The sequence below is a fragment of the Pseudomonas sp. XWY-1 genome, from assembly GCF_002953115.1.
Classification (GTDB): domain Bacteria; phylum Pseudomonadota; class Gammaproteobacteria; order Pseudomonadales; family Pseudomonadaceae; genus Aquipseudomonas; species Aquipseudomonas alloputida.
This window is the reverse complement of the sequence record NZ_CP026332.1, coordinates 2,981,870-2,996,524: the sequence shown is the minus strand read 5'-3', so window position 1 is coordinate 2,996,524 and position 14,655 is coordinate 2,981,870. Positions and strand designations below refer to the sequence as shown.

Genomic DNA, 14,655 nt, shown 5'->3' with positions numbered 1-14,655 from the left:
TTGTTGATATCGTAAGAAAGGAGAATTGAAGGTAGCCAGAAATGCCCGTTACTCACCTGGCCGGTGCGCTGTGCCGTCCCACTGATTGCACCTTGCGCACCAGCAATAGCCAGCACATCGCCACCCGCTTCAACGAACACAGCAGTGTCAGCCACCCTCGGGACCTTGGCCGTGTGCAGGTGGCCGAGCGCTGGAGCCGCATCAAGGAATGCAGTTACGTGCCGGTCAAAGTGGCCAACACGCGCGCGGACCTAGGTGAAAGCCTGGTCTGGGATGAACGCAGCGGCGTGCTGTACTTTGTCGATATCTCTGGCGGGCGCATCAACGGCCTGACACCCGATGGCGAAGTCGAGTGCCTTTACGAGTCTGCCGCGCGCATTGGCGCCCTGGCGCTGACCGACCGGGGTAACCTGATTTTCACCGAGGATGCCAGCGTGGCCCTCTTCGATGTGCCAACACGCAAGGTGAGCCAGCATTCGGCATCGGTCCATCCGCGCTCGACTTACCGCTTCAACGATGGCGCCTGCGACCCACAGGGACGCTTCGTCACTGGCCTGATGGACGAGGCCCTCAGTGGCAATACCGGGGCGCTTTTTCGCTTTGACTGGCAGTTGAGCGACCAGGTGATCCACGATGACATGGGTTTGCCCACCGGCCTTGCCTGGTCGCAGGACGGCCATACGGTGTACTTCGTCGATTCGGCGGCGCGTGCGATCTACCGCGCCGAGTACCTCATCGAAGGCCGGCTGGGCGCTGTCACGCTGTTTGCCGAAACCCCCGCCGAACTGGGGCGGCCGGATGGCCTGGCGCTGGACCGCGACGGCGGGCTGTGGGTGTGCCAGTACCATGGCAGCTGCCTGCTGCGCTACGACCGCCACGGGTACCTGACCGACCAGGTGTTGATGCCAGTACCGTGCCCCACCAGCTGCTGCTTTGGCGGGCCCGGGATGAACACCTTGTACATCAGCACCGCGCGTTACGACATGACGCCAGAAGACCTGCACCATTATCCGGACGCTGGCGACCTGTATGCCATCCGCCCGGAAACGGGCGGCGTCGCCAGGCACAGCTTCAAGGAATAAGCGGTTGCACCTGACTGGCCGGTAGCACGGCCAGATCGCCAAAACGCTGCGCCGAGTCGATGTAGCGCAGCGCCGACTTGGCGTCTTTCCAGCCCACATAGCTCATCAGCGACTTCAGTTCCCAACCATTGGCCGTGGCCCAGGTGGCGAAACCACGCCGTAGCGAGTGGCCGGTATACAGCGCCGCCGGCACCCCGGCACGTTCCAGCATGCGCCGCAGCAGGCCGACCAGGCTGTTGCTGTTGAGCGGGCTGTCGCCAAGGTTGCCCCAGCGGTCGAGTTTGCGGAACACCGGCCCATGGGCAATACCGGCGACTTCAAGCCATTGCAGGTAGGCAGTGACAGGGCACAAGGCCTTGAGGGCAGGGGTGCGGTGCTGGACGCCCAAGGCTTCGCGGTCGCCCTTGCTGCGCGGCAGGAAAAGCGTGATGCCGACACCGGCTTGTGCCTGGATGTGTTCGATGCGCAGGCGTGCCAGCTCATCGCCGCGAAAACCACGCCAGAAACCCAGCAACAGCAAGGCGCTGTCACGGCGGGCCCGGCGCAGGGCTGCCAAGTCATGGTGCTCGCGGGCTTGTCGGGCTTCTTCTTCAAAACACGCTACAGCGGTTTGCAGGTGTTGCAACAACAGCGGGGCAGCCTGCTTGGGCGGCGTCGGGTGCAGGGTGCGGATGCCGCGTAGCACCTGACGCACCAACGGCGCCTTGGTCGGGTCGGGGAAACCTTGGGCGACGTGCCATTGGCTGAGCGCGGCCAGGCGTTGGCGCAGGGTGCTGACTGCATGCTGGTCGGCATGATCGGCCAGGTAGCGGGCGATACTCTCGGCGGTGGCCGGGAGAAAGCCGCCCCAATGGCTCTCGAAGTGCTCGATGGCGGCCTGGTAGCTGCGCCGGGTGTTGTCACGGGTGGCGGCGCGAAGGTAGCGCTCGATATCGGTCATGGTGCGGGTGTCGGTGTGTGATCGGTACACGATAAACCGAAATGCGTTGCCTGTCCTTGCCCAACGCCCTCGGCAAGCCTGCCGTTGCGCTCAGTACACGCATGCCTTGTCCTCGATACCGTTGAAGGGCGGGTAAGCCCACAGCTGTGGCAGCGACAGTGGCCGGCTGAAGTGGTAGCCCTGGGCAATATCGCAGCCGGCAAGCTTCAGGTACACCACCTGTTCACGGGTTTCCACCCCCTCGGCCACCACTTCCAGGCCCAGGCGCTTGGCCAGGATGATGGTGGAGGACACGATCGGGCTGTCGTCATGGCTGTTGGACAGCGCCGCGATCAGCGAACGATCGATCTTCAGCTTGCTCAGGGGCAGTGAATGCAGATGGGCAAAGCCAGCGTAGCCACGGCCAAAATCGTCCAGACTGATACCCAAACCTGCGCCGCGCAACGTATGCAGGTGCGCCACCGCCGTGCCTTCGGGGTCGAGGATTGTGGTTTCGGTAATTTCCAGCTCCAGTTGCTGGGGGGCGATGCCATGATGCTGCAATTTGCTCAGCAGCCGGTCAGCAAAATCGGCTTGACGCAGCTGCAGGGCGGAGACATTGACGGCCAGCCGTGTCTTGCGGCCTTGGGCATTCCAGCTCGACAAGGCTTCACAGGCCAGCCGCAGCACCTCCCAACCCAGTTCGACAATGAAACCACTGCGCTCGGCCAGGCCGATGAAGCGGTCCGGGTACAGCAGGCCGAAATCAGGGTGGTCCCAGCGCACCAGCGCCTCATAGCCCAGCACCTGGTGGGTGTCCAGGCGCATCTGTGGCTGGTAGTGCAGCACGAACTGGCGTTCGGCCAAGGCACTGCCGAACGCCTGTTCAAGGGTAAACGCCTGGATATCGGCCAGATTCAGCGAGGGGTCGAAAAAGCGATACTGCGCGCGCCCTGCCTGCTTGGCCGAGTACATGGCCGCATCGGCACTGCGTATCAGGCTGTCGATGTCCTGGCCATCACGCGGGCAGATGCTCACCCCTACACTGGGGCTGGTGTTGACCTCTTGGCCATCCAGGGCGTAGGTGGCCGACAGTTTTTGCACCAGTTCGTGGACCCAGACGTTGATCTGCTCCTCGCTGCGCTCACCGGCCAGCAACACCACGAATTCGTCGCCGCCAAAGCGCGAAGCCTCGTCGCCGGGCTCCAGCAGGCGCTGGATACGCCCGGCCACAGCCTGTAGCAGCAGGTCACCAATCTTGTGGCCGAGCGAGTCGTTGATCGACTTGAAACGGTCCATGTCGATGAACAGGATCGCCATCAGTCGGCGCTTGCCACGTTGCCGAGTCAGCACCTGGCTGGCCACTTCGACGAACTGGCGGCGGTTGTGCAGGCCACTGAGGTGGTCGGTGGCGGCGGCGTGGCTGCTGCGCCGGTGTTCGTCCTCCAGGCGCACGATCAGCTGCTGATTGACTTGCTGGGCATGTTCCAGCGCGTCGAACGCCTCCTGGCGTTTGCGCAGCAGGCGCAAGGTCCATAGCAGGCTGGCCAGGATCATCAGGGTCATGCTCAGGTTCAACCAGAACTGCCGGGAATAGGCCAGCGTCGAGGGTGCGAGGATTTCTGCCTGGCGCTGGCTGACCACCACGCTGAAGCCTTGCTCAGGTACACGGCGGTACACGCTTTGGTAGGCATCACCCGCTACGTACTGGGTCAGCATGCCCGCTTCGGTGTCTAGCGCCGGCAGCGGGGGCTGCAATAGGTCGCCGGCAGTCACCACGCCGCTGTTGTCGATGCGCAGCCGCTCCAGGCCGTCATCCTGCAGCAGACGCACCAGGCCACTGTTGCCCAGGTCGATAGGCTGGAACAGCACCGCCAGGTAGCCGACGTCCAAGTGCACCAGCAAAATGTTGTCGATTTCCCGACCGGTCGAATTGGTCAACGGCAGCAGGAAGGGCAGGCGCCAAGTGGGCAGGGCAGCGGTTTGGCTGACAGGCTTCATGCTTGGCAGGAAAGGTTTGAAACCGTAGCGGTCAATGTGCCGCTGCAGTTGGTGCAACCAGTCTGCCGGCAACTCGGCGGCCTCATCGGTATGGCTGGCCGCTAGCAGCCGGCCTTGTCGGTCGTACAGACTCAACCGCTTGAACACAGGGTCTGCTGCCAGGCTGAAGTTGCCTTGGCGCCGCGCTTTCATGTCGTCCTGGGTAACACGACCCACCGCCTGGGCGCGGTCGACAAGCTGTCGCAGGTTTTCGCCCACGATGCTGGCCAGGTTCAGGTGCTCGATGGCCTTGGCCGACAGTGCATTCTGTCGGGCGGTGGCTTTCTGGGTGACGTGCAGCCCCCAGAGAAACGCCAGGGTCGCTGCACAGAGCATCAGGATCAGCAGTCGCAGAAGGCTGGTGGAGGAAAGCGAACGGCGAATCACTGCTGATAGTTCCCGACCCTGGGTGATGCTCGGAAAATACGACAATAAGATGACAGCCTGATGACTGGTGGCCAATAGCCTTTAGGGGATTCCCCTATTTGTCACGGGCGTCTGCAGGCGAGCCGTTTCCTCCTCGAGGTAGCTTATCAATGCGCTGACTTCGGCATCGCCCAAGCGCATGTTGGGCATGGCCAGGCGGTTGTATTGTTCGAACAGCAGCATGGCCAAGGGGTCTTTTTCGGCCAGCATCTGGTCGGGCACCTTCAGCCAGCGGACCAGCCAGTTGGCGTCACGCTGACGGGTCACGCCTAGCAGGTCGGGGCCGATGCCTGGCTGGCCTGGCTCGGTGTTGCCCACGGTATGGCAGGACGAGCAACGGGTACGGAATATCTGCTCGCCGCTGCTGGGTGAGCGGATTTGCGGAGCCTGAGCGTAGTCATTGCTCATGGCGCTGGCCTGCTTCCAGTTGTGCAGGCTGTTGCCCAGCCGGTCGGCGAGGATGTACGGGCTTTCGAAAGGCGAGGCTTTCATCCAGCGGCCGGTGGCCTGGTTGCCGATGATGAGGCTCAGGTTGTGGTCTTTGGAGCGGCCGTTTTCCAGGCCATCGATCCACAGCCCCAGGCTGCGGCGTAGTTGCTCGATGTCGTCGGGTTCGCCGGTCAGCAAGGTCCAGCCTGGGCCGATGCCGAACTTTTCGGCATAGCGCTTGAGGGTGGCGGGGGTGTCGTTATAGGGGTCGATGCTGATGGAGTAGAGGAAGATGTCTTTGCCGACCCGGTCACCGAGGATTTTCTGTACCTGGCGCAGGCGCGCGGTTTCCACTGGGCAGGAATCGGAGCAGCCGGTAAAGATGAAGTTGATGGCGACCACCTTGTCCTTGATCAGGTCGTCGAAGAAATGCACTTTTTCGCCATCCTGAGTGAGCAGGGGGATGTTGGGGAAATAGCTGGCCCCCCAGGGAGAAGCCGCTGCTTCGGCCACCGTTCGTTGGGGTTGCAGCGGCCAGAACGGCATGCTGGCGGCGAACAACGCGAGTACCAGCAGGAAACGCCATGAGCCGGGCATGATGCGGTCCTCGTGGGTTGGCTGATGGGGGCCGCATGGCGGCCCCGCTTTGCACTCACTTGTATGTGACTGGCGCTGTCACCGTCTGGCCCAGCGTCGATTTCACCGTGACCGTCGCTGGCGTGGCCGGGCCAAAGCCGGTGGTGGTCACCGCTACCCGCCAACGGGCCCCCGTAGCCGTGGCAGTCAGCGTCGCGTTCCCCAGGCTTACCGGACCACCGGTGGTTGCTGCAGTCACGCTGATGCTGTTGCCCGTGGCCACCGTGGTTGTCCCCTGCACATCCCAGGTGTAACGGTTGCCGCTGCGCAGTTGCACCGTGGCACTGGTGACCTTGAGCTCGTCGGCCGCCGCTGCTGGGGTGACGGCGATGCTGACCGTGGCCGGGGTCACCGACTCGGCCCCTTTGGTATCACGCGCCGTGTAATTGAAGCTGGCCGTGAACGGCGTGGCGACCGTAGCGGGTGGGGTGTACGTCACTGTGCTGCCGTCCGTGCTCACGGTTCCCTGGCCGGAGTCGGGCTGGCTGAGGCCGGTGACCGTGAGCGGTACGTTGCCGTCCGGGTCGCTGTCGTTGGCCAGCACGTTCAGGGTGATCGCCTTGCCTGCAGTCGTTGCGGCACTGTCGTTGGCCACGACAGGTGGTTTGTTGGCCGGGTCGTCATCGTCGTCATGGGTTTTGGTGCGGAACGTTGGCAGGCCTACCGAGGCCACGTAACGCACGCCATCCCATCCTGGCAGCGGGGTGGGCATCACCTGGAACTGCCCCGGGTGTTCAAGGTCCCAGCGCAGCAGCATCGAAGAGTCCTCGTGCTGGGTGTTGTGGCAGTGCTCCATGTAGGTGCCGGCGAACTCGCGGAAGCGGATGGCCATTTCCACCTCTTCGGACGAATCAGGTTCCGACCCGATACGGTACACATCCTTGCGCGCCCATTTTTCCCATTCTGGCGGGGCCTTGCCGTCGCGGCTAAGAATCACGCCTTCCTCGAAGTGCACGTGTACCGGGTGGCTCCAGCCATTGCCGCCGTTGACGATCTTCCACACTTCCAGGGTGCCGTCGCCGCTGAAACCACCGTCGGTGGACTGGTTGGCCAGTTGCGGTGCGGCACTGATACGGCGTGGGTCCATGCTGTAGCCAAAGCCGCCGTCGGTCTTGATGGTCCACGGGGTGGTGTCCGTGCCGTCGGAGCGGCCAAAGATGAACTCGCGGTGGCGGGCATCCTTGAGTTTGGCCTGGTCGGCTGCGGCGTCGCGGTCAATTGGCAGGGGCAGCATTTTCAGGCCTGCAGCCTTGCCTGGCTTGGCCGGCTCATAGGCTACCGGGTCCATGCTCACGTCCTGGCCGGTGTACGGTTGCACCCACAGTTGCAGAAACTTGCCGACAGCCGGATCGCCGTTGTCCCACTGCGGGCCTTTGCTGGTCTGCTTGATTACCGCCTTGTATTTTTCCGACAGCACGTCGGCCAACGGGATAGCTTGCTTCGGACCTTTGCCGGAGTCGTGCTCCATCAGGTTGACGAAGTACAGCTTGTCGCCTGCCTTGATGCCATTCTTGGCGAAGTTGATGATGATGTCGTAGCGCTCGGCAATGGCCTGCACTGGCAAGACGCCGTTGTTGTCCTGCAGGTTGCCGTCACCATTGAGGTCCATCGTGCCGTCGAATGGCACCGCGTGTTCCATGATATTGCCGTCGTTGGCGATCATGTGGAACGGCACCCGCGCATACGACAGGTTGGAGCCGGACGGGCCTTTGAACTCACCACTGGTACCGGCAATCTCCCGCACCACGGCGAACTTGAAGTAGCGCGACACCGAGCCGTTGAGGAGACGGAAACGGTAACTGCGCGCACGCACCTTGAGCCTGGGTTTGTACTGCCAGTTGACCAGAATCTGGTCAGCGAGGAAGCCGTCAGTGTTGAACGGGTTGAACCACAGCTGGCCATTTGCATCCCAGGCTTTGTCGGCAATCATCAGGTTGACGTCATAGTCACGGTTACCCCAAGGCATGGCTGAACCGCTTGGGAAGCGCAGGTTGACACCGTCCTGCAGGGCCTCGTTGCCGCGGTCCAGGGCGCTGTAGTAGTTCATCATCACGGCGTTGCCCTTGTAGACGTTCTGCGCCGTGAAATCCATCATGTGGTCGTGGAACCAGTGGGTACTCATGGTTTCGCGCCAGTCGCCACGAATCTTGATACTGCCGTTCTCGCAGGTTTTCAGGCCCGGAGTGCCATCGTTGACGAACAAGGTTTCACCCGGCGAGCAGGGGAAAGCTGCGCGCGGGTCCTGGGCACGGGTGTTGATGGTGTCGTACCCGGCCAGCTGCACCGGCCAGCGGTAATCGTAATACTGGCCGGGGAAGAAGTACGCGTTGGCAAAGCCGTCACTTTCGGCCGGGGAGTGGCCGTTGTGCTCGTGGGTCGAGATGGTATGCAGGCCAAAGCCACCGTTGGCCGAGGGGTCAATCGGCAGGGCGTTGTAATGGCGCATCAGGATCGGCTGGCCGTAGCGCACCATCAGCAGCTTGGGCGGGAAAGTGCCGTCGAAGGTCCACAGTGATTTGTGATTTTGCAGCGGCATGTTTGGGTGGAAGCGTATGTCGATGCCCTTGGTGGTGCCCAGCGTGGTCGGAATGTCGGAGGTCTGGTAGTACAGGCCTCCTGGGGCAAACTCGCCGACAGCATAGTTGTGCAGTTGCTTGCGGTCGCGCAGGCCGAGGTTGATGCGCGCACCGGCCTGGGCGGTCTTGAACGCTGCCTGCGGGTAAAACTCGTTCCAGCGCTGGTGCGACCAGCCTTTTCCTGGTGGCCGGCCTTCAGCGGGCGAGCCGACCGGCTGGCGGTTGAGGAACATCTCGATCTGCGCCTTCCATGGGTTGCGGTCCAGCACGTTGGCGTACTGGGTCGGGAACGGGTACAGGCCGGGCTGCTTGAGGAACGCTTCCAGTGCGCTGCCACTGGGGCCGCTGCGTGCCACCACGTTGGGGTCTTGCGCGGGGGACGCGCCGAGGGTCGGTACCGGGAAGGTCAGATCGGGCACCGGCGTGGTCGGGTCGAGCTTCTCTGGCCCGAATTCTTCGAACAGTAACAGTTGCTGGGTGAATGGTTGCGCACCGAACAACGGGCTGGGTTTGCCGTTGGTAGGGTACTTGTCCGACGTTTGCAGGGCAGGCGGCAGCACGTTGTCGGTGCGTACCGTGTTGCGGTCGCCATACACGCCATCGGTCAGCTCCAACGAGCCTTCGTTGGCCTCCGGCAAGGTGTTCAGCTCAAGCAAGGCAGCGGTCGGGTCGTCCGGCTGGTCGGTGTAGGCCGACGGGTCGGTCGGCGGTGGCATGCTGTTGTCGTCGAGGGGGGCTGCCATGGCCGTGATCAACCCGAGGCTGATCATCAGCGCAGTGACGGAGGACAGATGGAACGCGCGTCTGGACGCGTGACTCGCAGCAGGTGTTTTCATTGGCTTAAGCCTCTTTTGCGGCCTTAGGGCCTTAAGCCATCAATGGCGTTTTGCCCGTTAAATGGCCATCAGCAACAGCTATGCCAACAGATTTTCCAGTAATGCTTTGACATACAAAACCTTGCAGCGTCTGGCGTGCACTAAAAAATGGAGCGTCAAGAATGGGGACAGATACCCATTAGCGGGTCAGCATTGCCCACAGTTTGGGGAGTGACAGGCGCGGCGCCCTCGGGTATACCTGAGCGCTACCAAGGGGAGCCCGGCAATGGGCTGAGAAACCGCTGAACGCTACAGCGCGGTGACCCTTCGAACCTGATCCGGATCATGCCGGCGAAGGGATGGGGCTTGTAACCTGCCTTTTTGCCGGCCTCACTGCGAGGCCAGTCCATGTCAATTGCCAAGGTCTCGCTGTCACCCTCATCAAGGACAGCAACATGACCGAACGTTTCAGCCAGTCCCTGCGCCGCCAGAGCGAGCCGACCTGGTCGGCGGCCGTTGGCCACCGTTTCGTGACCCGATTGTGCGACGGCAGCCTGCCTGACCCGATCATGGTCGACTACCTGGTTCAGGACCACCGTTTCCTCGACAGCTTCGTGACCCTGCTAGGCGCGGCCATCGCTACCGCTGACACGTTTGAAGCCCGCCTGCGCTTCGGCCGTTTTGCCGGGATGATCTGCAGTGACGAGAACACCTACTTCCTGCGTGCCTTCGAGGCCTTGGGTGTCAGCCCGGCGCAACGCAGTGAACCGGCCGATACCGCGCCTACCGCAGGTTTCAAGGCGATCATGCGCGAAGCGGCAGCCACCCGTTCCTACGCAGCGGCACTGGCGGTGCTGAACGTTGCCGAAGGCCTGTACCTGGACTGGGCGCTCAAGGCGCCGAAACCGATGCCGGACAACTTCGTCCATGCCGAGTGGATTACCCTGCATGACAACCCGGCATTCCAGGCATTCGTCGCTTTCCTGCAGGCCGAACTGGACCGCGTCGGCCCGCAGGAGGCCGCATTGGCAAGTGACTTCTACCAGCGCACCGTGGCGCTGGAGCTGGCTTTCTTCGATGCAGTGTACCCGGAGGGCAAATGAGCATGGATATCTTCGAGCGCCTCAAGACAGCTGCCTCGCCACAATGGAACCGCTACGTAGACCATGACTTCGTGCGTCAGATGGGCGAGGGCACGCTGAGCGAGGAAGCGTTCCGGACCTACCTTGTGCAGGATTACCTGTTCCTGATCCAGTTCGCCCGCGCCTGGGCGCTGGCCGCCTACAAAAGCCGCCGCCCGGCCGACATTCGTGCAGCGCAGGCCGGGCTGTCGGCGATCCTGGATGAAACCGAGCTGCACTTGCGCCTGTGCGCGCGCTGGGGCTTGACCCAGGCAGACATCGAGGCCGCGCCAGAGCATCAGGCCACGGTGGCATACACCCGTTATGTGCTGGACTGCGGCGCAGCCGGCGACCTGCTGGAGCTGCATGTGGCACTGGCACCTTGCGTGATCGGCTATGCCGAAATCGGCCGGACCCTGGCCGGGCGCATTGGCGACTTGAGCAATCACCCCTACCGCGAGTGGATTGGCGAGTATGCCGGGGAGGGCTACCAAGGGGTGGCCGCAGCAGCGCGCAAGCACCTGGACGAACTGGCAGCGCGCAGCATGACCGAGCAGCGGTTCGCCGAACTGGCAGGGATTTTTGGACAGGCCTCCAGCCTGGAGGCTGATTTCTGGCAAATGGGGTTGGACGGGACCGTGTAAACCGCCGTGGGCTGGGTGATTACTACCCAGCCCAGGCCCGCTTTGGTGCATGGGCGCCTCAAAATAAGTCTTCGCGCACACTCCAGATCGTCAGATCGTAGCTTTAATGTGCACAGTGCATATGGATTTCTGGGCGAACAGTCCGATTTCTTCCGGGTGGCGGCGCAGGAAAAAGCGGCCCGCATATTGCTCTTTCTGCTCCCAACTACAAACCCGGAGCCCCCGTGCAATGAGCTCACCCAGCGAATTTCCCCTCAGCGAAGCCCCCCAGTCCGCCCGCAAGGGCCTGCTGCCGATCGCGATGGTCTTGTTCAGCTTCACCTTCTTTACCGGCACGATGTTCGCCGGCGGCAAGCTGGGCATGGCATTCAGTTTTGTCGACATGCTGTGGGTGGCTACCCTCGGCAACAGCCTGCTGGCCTTGTATGCCGCAGCGTTGGCCTTCATTGCCTCGCGCAGCGGGCTGAATACCGTGTTGATGGGGCGCTTCTGTTTCGGTGAAGCGGGGAGCCGGCTCTCGGACTTTCTGCTGGGTTTTGCCGAACTGGGCTGGTATGCCTGGGGTACGGCCACGGTGGCGATCGTGCTGGTCAAGCTGCTGGGGCTGGCGGATGGCTTCGGCATGCCGTTGATGGTGCTGTTCGGGCTGGGTTTCAGCATTACGGCCATTATCGGTTTCAAAGGGCTGGACCTGTTGTCGCGGGTGTCGGTGCCATTGATGTTCGTGCTGCTGTTGGTGTCCATGTACATCGCCACCCGCGATGCCGGTGGCTTTGCCGGCCTGGCTGCAGTAGTACCGCATGAAACCATGACCTTTTCGGCGGCAGTGACCATGGTCTTCGGCACCTTCGCCAGTGGCGCCACCCAAGCCACCAACTGGACACGGCTGGCACGCAGTGGCCGGGTAGCGGTGATCGCCAGCGTGGTGGCATTCCTCCTTGGCAACGGCCTGATGGTGGTGGCCGGGGCGTGGTGCGCGATGGTTTACCAGCAGGCCGATATCGTCGACGTGATGATGCTGCAGGGCCTGTCGTTCGCGGCGGTGGTGATGCTGTGCCTGAACCTGTGGACCATTCAGGGTCCGACCATCTACAACGTGTCAGCCGCCGCCTGCCACTTGTTGCGCAGCGAGCGCCGGCGCACGGCAACGCTGGTGGCGGCCGGGGTTGGCATTGTGCTGGCGATGGGTGGCATGTACGAAATGCTGATCCCGTTCCTGGTGCTGCTGGGGTCGATCATTCCGCCGGTGGGTGGGGTGATCATGGCTGATTTCTGGTACCGCCACCGCGGCAAATACCCGGCACTGGGTACGGCAAACCTGCCACGCTACAACCTCACCGGGCTGTTTGCCTATGCCGTGGGCGCAGTACTGGCCTATGCCTCACCGTGGGTCGCGCCGCTGGTGGGCATCGCCGCCTCGGCAGTGTGCTACATCGTCATTCTGGAGCTGGGCGCACGCCGCCGCGCGCCGGGCCAGGCGGGCGTCGAACCGTGAGCCTGGCGCTGGACGAGATCCTGCATTTGCCCGGTCTGCACGAAATGCAGGTGCGGGCCGGAGCGCGCAACCTGCAGCGGCGGGTACGCTGGCCTTACGTGGCGGAGAACGAGGGTATCGCCGAATGGGTGATGGGCGGTGAACTGGTATTCGTCACCGGCATCAACCACCCGCGCGGCGAAGCCAACCTGCTGAGCCTGGTGGAGGATGGCGACGCCGTGGGCATTGCCGGCATGGTGATTCTCACCGGCGGCAGTTTCATCCAGAGCATCCCGGCGCCCGTTGTCACGCGCGCCGAGCAGCTGGGCTTGCCGCTGATCGAACAGCCCTACGCACTGAAGATGGTGGTGGTCACCCACCTGATCGGCACTGCACTGGTACAGATGAGCCAGGCGCGCCGCTCGCGTAACGACATCCTTGGGCAACTGCTCACAGGCGACTACCCAAGCCTGGCGATTGCCCGGCAGCGGGCAGCACACCTGCAACTGGCGCTGGATAAACCGCGGCGCCTGCTGGCTTTGCGCCTGACGGGCGTGGACGGCTTGTTCGAGCGCCACGGCCTGGCGCACGGCGAGCGTACCTGGCAAGCCACCCGCCAGGCCCTGGAAGACCAGCTCGAAGCCTGGTGCCGCCAGCGGCCAGGCAGTGTGACGGCGCAATTGCCGGGCGATCTGTTCGTGGTGCTGCTGGCCGATACACGCGACTTACCCGAGACGTTGGGTGCGCTGTACCGGCAGTTGCAAGCCGCGACTGATGAACTGGGCCTTTACATGGGCTTGTCGAGCCTCGCTGACGATTGCGCGCACTACCGCCAGGCCCTCAACGAGGCACGCCAGGCGCTGGATGTGGCGCAGCATCTGCGCCCGGCCAACGGCTATTGCAACTTCAGCGAGCTTGGCGTGTTGCGCCTGCTGCAAGGTATTGTCGACCGCTCGCTGGTCGACGATTTCGTCAACCGCACCCTCGGCCCGCTGATCGCCCCTGGGCGCAAACACGCCCATGCTTTGGTGCATACCCTCGACGCCTTGCTCATGGAAAATGGCAACGGGCTCAAGGCCGCACAGCGTCTGGGGCTGCACCGCAACACGATCAATCAGCGCATCCAGCGCATCGAACAACTGAGCGGGCAGTCGCTGGACGACCCGCTTTTTCGCATGAATGCTTCGGTCGCCATGCTGGTATGGCGCATGAGCGAAGCCCACGGCAAGGAGTAACAGCATGAACATCATCAACGCACGCCTGCGCGGCAAGCCTGGCCTGTTCCGCGTCGAACTGAACGGCGAGCGCATTGCCGCCATCGTGCCCCAGACCGACGTCGTGGCGCCTGCTACGGCCAATGACCTGGACGCCGGGCAAAACCTGGTGGTCGCGCCCTTTGTCGAGCCGCACATTCATCTTGATGCCACGCTGACCGCGGGTGAGCCGAAGTGGAACATGAGCGGCACGTTGTTCGAAGGCATTGAGCGCTGGTCGGAGCGCAAGGAAATCACCACTCACGACGACATCAAGACCCGTGCGAAAAAAACCATCGACATGCTGGTGGACCACGGTATCCAGCATGTGCGTACCCATGTCGATGTGACCGACCCGAAACTCACCGCGCTCAAGGCCATGGTCGAGGTACGCGACGAAGTGCGTGAGCTGATCGACCTGCAGATTGTCGCCTTCCCGCAGGAGGGCATCGAGTCGTACGCCAACGGCCGGGCGCTGATGACTGAAGCCGTGGCGATTGGCGCCGACGTCGTCGGCGGCATTCCGCATTTCGAAAATACCCGCGACCAGGGGGTATCGTCGGTGAAGTTCCTGATGGACCTGGCCGAGCGCACCGGCTGCCTGGTGGACGTGCACTGCGACGAGACCGACGACCCGCAATCACGCTTCCTCGAAGTGTTGGCCGAAGAAGCACGGGTACGCGGCATGGGGCCCCGGGTCACGGCCAGCCACACCGTGGCCATGGGCTCGTATGACAATGCGTATTGCTACAAGCTGTTCCGCCTGCTCAAGCTGTCGGGCATCAACTTCGTGTCATGCCCGACCGAGAGCATTCACCTGCAAGGGCGCTTCGACAACTACCCGAAACGTCGTGGCGTGACCCGCGTGGCCGAGATCGACCGCGCCGGCATGAACGTGTGCTTCGGCCAGGACTCCATCGTCGACCCGTGGTACCCACTGGGCAATGGCAATATCCTGCGCATTCTCGAAGCCGGCCTGCACATCTGTCACATGCTTGGGTATGAAGACCTGCAGCGCTGCCTGGACCTGATTACCGACAACAGCGCCCGCACCCTTAACCTGGGCGAGCGCTATGGCATCGAGGTGGGGCGGCCGGCGAACCTGTTGCTGCTGTCGGCGCCGGATGATTACGAGATGGTGCGCAGCCAGGGGCACGCGTTGGTGTCGGTACGCAATGGCAAGGTGCTGATGCAGCGCACGCCAGCGCAGGTGCAACGTTTGCGCTGACGCTGTTGTCGC

At 62.9% G+C, this 14,655-nt stretch carries 10 protein-coding genes and 1 riboswitch; of the genes, 6 read left to right on the top strand and 4 right to left on the bottom strand.

The window, feature by feature from the left end:
* Nucleotides 1-41: 41 nt before the first annotated feature.
* On the top strand, nt 42-1,082 hold the full coding sequence (locus PRJ_RS13910) for an SMP-30/gluconolactonase/LRE family protein (protein WP_104961718.1): 1,041 nt from the start codon (nt 42-44) through the stop codon (nt 1,080-1,082).
* Here the strand turns inward: PRJ_RS13910 and PRJ_RS13905 are convergent.
* The 4 genes from PRJ_RS13905 to PRJ_RS13890 form a co-directional block, all read right to left on the bottom strand.
* On the bottom strand, nt 1,072-2,022 hold the full coding sequence (locus PRJ_RS13905; protein ID WP_158682563.1) for a site-specific integrase: 951 nt from the start codon (nt 2,020-2,022) through the stop codon (nt 1,072-1,074). The two genes, PRJ_RS13910 and PRJ_RS13905, sit on opposite strands and share 11 nt — an antisense overlap.
* Before the next feature lie 90 nt (nt 2,023-2,112).
* Nucleotides 2,113-4,428 (bottom strand): bifunctional diguanylate cyclase/phosphodiesterase, encoded by a 2,316-nt coding sequence (locus tag PRJ_RS13900; RefSeq protein WP_104961716.1) that lies wholly within the window; start codon nt 4,426-4,428, stop codon nt 2,113-2,115.
* Between the two features lie 81 nt (nt 4,429-4,509).
* On the bottom strand, nt 4,510-5,493 hold the full coding sequence (locus PRJ_RS13895) for an SCO family protein (RefSeq protein ID WP_104961715.1): 984 nt from the start codon (nt 5,491-5,493) through the stop codon (nt 4,510-4,512).
* 55 nt (nt 5,494-5,548) lie between these two features.
* Nucleotides 5,549-8,944: an Ig-like domain-containing protein gene (locus PRJ_RS13890; protein WP_104961714.1), complete on the bottom strand. Its 3,396-nt coding sequence runs from the start codon at nt 8,942-8,944 to the stop codon at nt 5,549-5,551.
* A 241-nt stretch (nt 8,945-9,185) separates the two neighbouring features.
* Nucleotides 9,186-9,300: riboswitch (TPP riboswitch) on the top strand.
* A 78-nt stretch (nt 9,301-9,378) separates the two neighbouring features.
* On the opposite strand from PRJ_RS13890, the gene PRJ_RS13885 reads away from it, so the two are divergent.
* The 5 genes from PRJ_RS13885 to codA all read left to right on the top strand — a co-directional run bounded on the left by PRJ_RS13885 (nt 9,379) and on the right by codA (nt 14,643).
* The gene (locus PRJ_RS13885) at nt 9,379-10,026 is read left to right on the top strand and encodes a TenA family protein (RefSeq protein WP_004374380.1); all 648 of its coding nucleotides are present in this window, start codon (nt 9,379-9,381) and stop codon (nt 10,024-10,026) included.
* Entirely contained in the window at nt 10,023-10,688 is a 666-nt protein-coding gene (tenA, locus tag PRJ_RS13880) for a thiaminase II (protein ID WP_104961713.1), read from the top strand. Before PRJ_RS13885 ends, tenA begins: the two co-directional genes overlap by 4 nt.
* A gap of 229 nt (nt 10,689-10,917) precedes the next feature.
* Nucleotides 10,918-12,183, top strand: coding sequence for a cytosine permease (codB, locus tag PRJ_RS13875; RefSeq protein ID WP_104961712.1), 1,266 nt, complete (start codon nt 10,918-10,920; stop codon nt 12,181-12,183).
* Nucleotides 12,180-13,397: a PucR family transcriptional regulator gene (locus tag PRJ_RS13870; protein ID WP_104961711.1), complete on the top strand. Its 1,218-nt coding sequence runs from the start codon at nt 12,180-12,182 to the stop codon at nt 13,395-13,397. The genes codB and PRJ_RS13870 overlap by 4 nt, the downstream gene beginning before the upstream one ends.
* A gap of 4 nt (nt 13,398-13,401) precedes the next feature.
* Nucleotides 13,402-14,643, top strand: coding sequence for a cytosine deaminase (codA, locus tag PRJ_RS13865; RefSeq protein WP_104961710.1), 1,242 nt, complete (start codon nt 13,402-13,404; stop codon nt 14,641-14,643).
* Nucleotides 14,644-14,655: the final 12 nt, after the last annotated feature.